Origin of the sequence: Achromobacter sp. 2789STDY5608621, assembly GCF_001299375.1 — a bacterium.
Classification (GTDB): domain Bacteria; phylum Pseudomonadota; class Gammaproteobacteria; order Burkholderiales; family Burkholderiaceae_B; genus Achromobacter; species Achromobacter insuavis.
Window position 1 is genome coordinate 1 of the sequence record NZ_CYTU01000098.1, and the last position, 6,167, is coordinate 6,167.

7 protein-coding genes are annotated in these 6,167 nt (G+C 67.9%); 6 read left to right on the forward strand and 1 reads right to left on the reverse strand.

The genetic code is table 11. From position 1 onward, the window contains the following. Window positions 1-87: 87 nt before the first annotated feature. A complete protein-coding gene (locus AOZ53_RS32965; protein ID WP_054491047.1) occupies window positions 88-984 on the reverse strand; it encodes a LysR family transcriptional regulator in 897 nt (298 codons plus the stop codon). A 166-nt stretch (window positions 985-1,150) separates the two neighbouring features. Here AOZ53_RS32965 and AOZ53_RS32970 point away from each other — a divergent pair, with 166 nt between their 5' ends. From AOZ53_RS32970 to AOZ53_RS32995, 6 genes are all read left to right on the forward strand, one after another. Beyond that, on the forward strand, window positions 1,151-1,825 hold the full coding sequence (locus AOZ53_RS32970; RefSeq protein WP_054479791.1) for an RraA family protein: 675 nt from the start codon (window positions 1,151-1,153) through the stop codon (window positions 1,823-1,825). Next, entirely contained in the window at window positions 1,822-3,039 is a 1,218-nt protein-coding gene (locus AOZ53_RS32975; protein ID WP_054491049.1) for an aminotransferase class I/II-fold pyridoxal phosphate-dependent enzyme, read from the forward strand. Before AOZ53_RS32970 ends, AOZ53_RS32975 begins: the two co-directional genes overlap by 4 nt. A 68-nt stretch (window positions 3,040-3,107) precedes the next feature. Beyond that, entirely contained in the window at window positions 3,108-3,935 is an 828-nt protein-coding gene (locus AOZ53_RS32980; RefSeq protein ID WP_054491051.1) for an ABC transporter substrate-binding protein, read from the forward strand. A gap of 26 nt (window positions 3,936-3,961) precedes the next feature. Continuing rightward, entirely contained in the window at window positions 3,962-4,663 is a 702-nt protein-coding gene (locus AOZ53_RS32985) for an amino acid ABC transporter permease (RefSeq protein WP_054491053.1), read from the forward strand. Then, the gene (locus tag AOZ53_RS32990) at window positions 4,664-5,380 is read left to right on the forward strand and encodes an amino acid ABC transporter permease (protein WP_054491055.1); all 717 of its coding nucleotides are present in this window, start codon (window positions 4,664-4,666) and stop codon (window positions 5,378-5,380) included. Beyond that, a complete protein-coding gene (locus AOZ53_RS32995) occupies window positions 5,377-6,102 on the forward strand; it encodes an amino acid ABC transporter ATP-binding protein (RefSeq protein WP_054435717.1) in 726 nt (241 codons plus the stop codon). Before AOZ53_RS32990 ends, AOZ53_RS32995 begins: the two co-directional genes overlap by 4 nt. Window positions 6,103-6,167: the final 65 nt, after the last annotated feature.

Sequence of the window (6,167 nt, forward strand, 5' to 3'; positions counted from 1 at the left end):
GAGCGAACGCTCCGGACCGCAATCGTAGCCCCGCCATCCCCCACCGACCCCACCACGCGCGCCTAAAGAACCCACCCCACCCGCCCTTCAGTGCCTCCCACTAGAAGAAAAATCACAACAACTCCGAGCCAACTCCGCAACACTCTCACAAAAAGCATCATCAGCCCCCTTCCGGTACATCGCGCAATACACCGACTGCGGCGCCGCCGTGCTGGTCCGCGCGATCACCAACTGCCTAGCGCTCACCATCTCCGCGAAATAATCCCGCGGCAGGCAACTCACCCCGAAGCCGGCCGCCGTCAGGCCCGCCATCGCGATCAGGCTGTTGATGGTGAACATGTTGCTGGCCGGCGTATGCGGCTTGAGCCAGCCGTCGTAGATCATGTTCAGGCCCGACTCCCGGCTCTGGCGCAACAGCGGCAGGGTCGCGATGTCCGCCGGCGTATAGACGCGGCTTGGATCGATCATGTCGGGGCTGCCCATCCAGGCGAACTCCAGGCGTTGCAGCGCCACCACCTCCAGGCCCGGCTCGGCGAACTCGCCATGCAGGAAAGCCATGTCCAGCTGGCCCGCCTGCAGGCGCTTCTGCAGGTCCGCGCCCAGGTCGATGTGCGGCTCCAGCGTGATGCGCGGATAGTGCGCGCGCAGCAGGCGGATCAGGGCCGGCAGCCAGGTCATCGCGGTGATCTCGGTGATGCCGAAACGGAACGTGCCGGTCAGGGTGTGCTGGCCCTTCAGGCGCACCAGCAGGCGGTCGCGGTGGCCCAGCATTTCCTCGGCCAGCGCATAGACCTCGTGGCCGCGCGCGGTCAGCTCGGCGCGGTGGCCGGAGCGGTCGAACAGGGCCACGTCGAAGTCCGCTTCCAGCTCCTGGATGCGCTTGGTGATGGCCGACTGGGTGGTGTGCAGCTTCTGCGCCGAGGCCGAGAACGTGCCCAGGCGCACGGTCCAGTAGAGCGCCTCGATCTGCTTGAAAGTCAGCATCGCGCGCTCCAGGGGAAGGTCTGATTCATTCCAAAATTTCCGCTAAGTGATAACCCTTATATTCCCAAAAGGGATGGACTTCGTGGAAATTTAATCCCTTTTTCGGATCGCCGAAAGCGCCCACCATGCGGTCTGACTCATTCGTTTCAGGACTACGCAGACCGCCATGGCCACCCTCATCACCGGCACGCGCATATTGCCGGCCGCACCCGTTGCCCCCGACGCCATCCTGCAGGCGCTGGCCGGCATCGTCACTCCGCATCTCAGCGACAACCTGGCGCGCCGCGAAGGCATCGCCGGGCTGCATCGCTACAACCGCGCCGGCAAGCTGGTCGGCACCGCGCTCACCGTCAAGACCCGTCCCGGCGACAACCTGATGATCTACAAGGCCATGATGCAGGTGCAGCCTGGCCACGTGCTGGTGGTGGACGCCGGCGGCGACCTGTCCAACGCGGTGCTGGGCGAGATCATGAAGCGCTACCTGCAGGCGCACGGCTGCGCCGGCGTGGTGGTGGACGGCGCCATCCGCGACGTCGGCGCGTTCGAGGCCGACGCGTTTCCCTGCTATGCGCGCGGCCACATCCATCGCGGCCCCTACAAGGACGGCCCGGGCGAGGTCAACGTGCCGGTGTCGATCGGCGGCCAGGTGATCCATCCGGGCGACATCGTGGTGGGCGACGAGGACGGCCTGGTCAGCTTCGCGGCCGACGAGGCGCCGGCCTTGATCGCCGCGGCGCGCGCGCATGCCGACAAGGAGGCGCGCATCATGGCCGAGATCGACGGCGGCGCCCGCACGCAGAGCTGGATGCAGGCGGCGTTCGCCGCCAAGGGGCTGGCATGAGCGGCGCCGACACCCTGGCGCTGGCGGCGCGCGCCCGTGCCATCAAGCCTTCGCCCAGCATGGCGGCCAAGACCCGCGTCGACCAGTTGCGGGCGCAGGGACGCGACATCATCGACTTCACCGTCGGCGAGCCGGATCTGCCGACGCCGGCCCATATCGTGCAGGCCGGCATCGACGCGCTCAAGAGCGGCGATATCCGCTATACCGCGTCGGCCGGCTCGCGGCCGCTGCTGGAAGCGGTGCGCGCCAAGTTCCAGCGCGAGAACGGGCTGGACTACGGGCTCGACCAACTGATCGTCGGCGTGGGCGCCAAGCAGCTGCTCTACACCGCGCTGGCCGCCACCGTGCAGGCCGGCGACGAGGTCATCATTCCCGCGCCTTACTGGGTCTCGTATCCCGACATGGTGCTGGTCAACGATGGCACGCCGGTGGTGGTGGCCTGCCCCGAGACCGACGGCTTCAAGCTCACGCCCGCAGCGCTGGAGCGCGCCATCACGCCGCGCACCAAGTGGCTCGTGCTGAACACGCCGGGCAATCCGACGGGCGCCATGTACAGCGCGGCGGAGCTGCGCGCGCTGGCCGACGTGCTGGCGCGCCATCCGCAGGTCTGGCTGATGACCGACGAGATCTACGAACACCTGGCCTACGGCGACGAGCGCCACGCCTCGCCGGTCGCCGTCGCGCCCGAACTGGCCGCCCGCACCCTGACCATCAACGGGGTTTCCAAGGCCTACGCGATGACCGGCTGGCGCCTGGGTTACGCCGGCGGCCCCAAGGCCCTGGTCAAGGCCATGGCCACGTTGATCTCGCAAAGCACCAGCTGCGTCAGCGCCATCAGTCAGGCCGCCGCGCGCGTCGCGCTGAGCGCCGACCAGGCTTGCGTCATTGAGGCGGCCGCCGTGTTCCATGCGCGCCGCGACCGCATCGTGGCGCTGCTGGACGCGGTGCCGGGCATCCGCTGCCCACGGCCGCAGGGCGCGTTCTACGTCTACCCCAATGTCGCGGGCCTGCTGGGACGGCGCACGCCGGCGGGCACGCTGTTGCAGAGCGACCTCGACGTGGTCATGTTCCTGCTGGACGAGGCCGGCGTGGCGGTGCTGGACGGCGCGGCCTATGGCCTGTCGCCGTACCTGCGCCTGAGTTTCGCGACTTCGATGGATCACATCGAGGAAGGCTGTCGCCGCATCGCCAAGGCCTGCGGCAGGCTGGCTTGAGTCCGGCGGCCCCGCGCAGGGGCCGCCGTCGTTGGCAGTACCCATACTTATATTTCAAGGGAATCAGCATGAAGCACTGGATCATCACCTGCGCGGCCGCCATCGGCCTGGCCGCCACCCTGGCGCCCGCCGCCCACGCGGACACGCTGCAGGACATCAAGGCGCGCGGCAAGTTCATCTGCGGCACCATGGGCACGGCCGAGCCGTTCAGCTTCCAGGACCCCAAGACCCGCGCCATCGTCGGCTACGAAGTCGACATGTGCCAGGCCGTGGCCGACAGCCTGGGCGTGCCGCTGGAGCTCAAGCTCATCGCGGTCGAGGCCCGCATCCCCGAACTGATCGCCGGCCGCGTCGACGTGGTCGCCGCCAACCTCGGCTGGAGCCCCGAGCGGGCGCAGCAGATCGACTACTCGCACCAGCATTTCGTGAGCCTGCAGAAGGTGCTGGCGCGGGAATCGGACAAGGACCTGAAGACGCCCGCCGACCTGGCCGGCAAGCGCGTCAGCGCGGTGCGCGGCTCGTCGTCGGAGCAGGGTGCGCGCAAGTTCATCCCCAACGTCGAGCCGGTGACGTTCAAGGACCCCAGCGGCGCCTTCCTCGCCTTGCAGCAGGGCAAGGTCAGCGGCTTCGTCGGTTCCGAACTGATGCTGGTCAAGCTCAAGCAGCAGGCCGCGAGCAGCGCGGTGCCGGCCAAGATCCTCGAACCGGCGCTGTTCGTGGAGCCGTGGGGCATGGGCGTGCGCCGCGGCGATACCGCGATGCTGAACCAGGTGAACCAGGTGCTGGACGGGCTGGAAGCCTCGGGCAAGGCCACGCAGATCTTCGACAAGTGGTTCGGCGCCGGCACCCAGTTCAACATGAAGCGCGACTTCCGCATCGAAGCGATCAAGGGTTGAGGCGCCTCGCGCCGGAGCCTTAGCCGATGCATTACGTCTTCGACTTCTCCGCCATCTTCCAGGGGGAGTACCCGGCCTGGCTGCTCAGGGGGTTCGTCACCACCCTGGCGCTGGCCGGGCTGGCCTGGATCCTGGCGTTCCTGGTGGGCAGCCTGCTGGCGGTCATCCGCCTGACCGGCTCGCCCGTGGCCAACGCGCTGATCGCGCTGTACGTGGCCTTCCATCGCAACGTGCCCATGCTGGTGCACATCCTGTTCTGGTATTTCGGCGTGCCGGCCCTGCTGCCGCAGGCCGCGACCGACTGGCTCAACAGCCACGGCAGCGAGTTCATCCTGTCGTGCATCGCCATCGGCCTGGTGATGTCGGCCTACATCTGCGAGGACCTGCGCAGCGCCGTGCGCGCCATCCCGCCGGGGCAGGTCGAGGCGGCCCGCGCGCTGGGCCTGGGTTTTCTGCGCACCATGCGCTGCGTGGTGCTGCCGCAGGCCTTCCGCATCGCCATTCCGCCACTCCTGAACCAGACCCTGCTGCTGGTCAAGAACACCAGCCTGGCCATGGCCATCGGCGTGGCCGAACTGACCGCCGCCGGCCGCGAGATCGAGAACTACACGTTCCGCACCTTCGAGGCCTATGCGGTGGTGACGGCGATCTACCTGGCGCTGTCGTTTCTCATCATGGGCGGCGGCGCGCTGCTGCAGCGGCGCTACCGTCCGCTGGGAGGCCATTGAATGTGGGATATCCTCAAAGACAACTGGCTGCTGCTGCTCATCGGCCAGTATCCGCACGGCCCGATCGGCGGCCTGGTCGCCACGCTGGGCCTGGCCGCCATCAGCCTGGCGCTGGCGCTGCCCTGCGGCGTGCTGCTGGCGCTGGGCCGCATCAGTCCGTACCGCGCGCTGCGCTGGCCGGCGTCGGCCATGGTGTACCTGGTGCGCGGCCTGCCGCTGCTGATGTTCATCTTCTGGGCGTACTTCTTCGTGCCGCTCATCATCGGCCGGCCGGTGGCGGGCACCACGACGATGGTGGTGGCGCTGGTGTGCTACGAAAGCGCCTACCTGGCCGAGATCATCCGCGCCGGCATCCAGGCGCTGCCGCCCGGGCAGCAGGAGGCCGGCCGCGCGCTCGGCCTGTCGTACCTGCAGACCATGCGCCGGGTGATCCTGCCGCAGGCACTCTACAACATGCTGCCCAGCATGCTGAGCCAGTTCGTCTCGACGGTGAAGGAGACCTCGCTGGCCTACGTGATCAGCGTGCAGGAGCTGACCTATGCCGCCAACCAGATCAACAGCGTCCTGCTGACCAAGCCGTTCGAAGTGTTCGCGCTGCTGGCGCTGACCTATTTCATCCTGAATTTCGGCCTGAGCGCCCTGGTGCACCTGACCGAGAAACGCATCGGCAGCCGCCGCGCCGGCCGCGCGCCTGTCTCCAAGGTGGTTCCGACATGATCCGATTTTCCGAAGTGCAGAAGTGGTACGGCGACTATCAGGCGCTGACCGACGTGACCGCGCAGGTGCGGCGCGGCGAGGTGGTGGTGGTGTGCGGCCCGTCCGGCTCGGGCAAGTCGACCCTGATCCGCACGGTGAACCGGCTGGAGCCGATCCAGAAGGGCGTGATCGAGGTCGACGGCCAGGACATCTACGGCGGCAAGGTGCACCTGGACACGCTGCGCAGCCACATCGGCTTCGTGTTCCAGCAGTTCAACCTGTTCCCGCACCTGTCGGTGCTGGAGAACCTGATGCTGGCCCCGCTGCAACTGAAACGCGCCCGCCGCCCCGAGGCGCGCGACCGCGCCATGCAGCTGCTGGACCGCGTCGGCCTGGCCCACAAGGCCGAAGCCTACCCGGCGCAACTGTCCGGCGGCCAGCAGCAACGCGTGGCGATCGCGCGGGCGCTGGCGATGAATCCGCCGGTGATGCTGTTCGACGAACCGACCAGCGCGCTGGACCCCGAGATGGTGGGCGAGGTGCTGCAGGTGATGAAGGGCCTGGCCAGGGACGGCATGACCATGGTCTGCGTGACGCACGAGATGGGGTTTGCGCGGGAGGTGGCCGATACGGTTTGGTTTATGGATGCGGGGAGGATTTTGGAGGTGGCGGGGCCGGAGGCGTTTTTTGGGCGGCCGGGGACGGAGAGGGCGCGGAAGTTTTTGGCTGACATTCGGGGGTGAGGGGCTTGTTTTGCTGTTGCGGGGTGGGTTCTTTAGGCGCGCGTGGTGGGGTCGGTGGGGGATGG

What these genes read in the sequence shown, in the direction of transcription:
- AOZ53_RS32965 (WP_054491047.1), bottom strand. Translation starts at nt 984, where the DNA reads ATGCTGACTTTCAAGCAGATCGAGGCGCTCTACTGGACCGTGCGCCTG.
- AOZ53_RS32970 (WP_054479791.1), top strand. Translation starts at nt 1,151, where the DNA reads ATGGCCACCCTCATCACCGGCACGCGCATATTGCCGGCCGCACCCGTT.
- AOZ53_RS32975 (WP_054491049.1), top strand. Translation starts at nt 1,822, where the DNA reads ATGAGCGGCGCCGACACCCTGGCGCTGGCGGCGCGCGCCCGTGCCATC.
- AOZ53_RS32980 (WP_054491051.1), top strand. Translation starts at nt 3,108, where the DNA reads ATGAAGCACTGGATCATCACCTGCGCGGCCGCCATCGGCCTGGCCGCC.
- AOZ53_RS32985 (WP_054491053.1), top strand. Translation starts at nt 3,962, where the DNA reads ATGCATTACGTCTTCGACTTCTCCGCCATCTTCCAGGGGGAGTACCCG.
- AOZ53_RS32990 (WP_054491055.1), top strand. Translation starts at nt 4,664, where the DNA reads ATGTGGGATATCCTCAAAGACAACTGGCTGCTGCTGCTCATCGGCCAG.
- AOZ53_RS32995 (WP_054435717.1), top strand. Translation starts at nt 5,377, where the DNA reads ATGATCCGATTTTCCGAAGTGCAGAAGTGGTACGGCGACTATCAGGCG.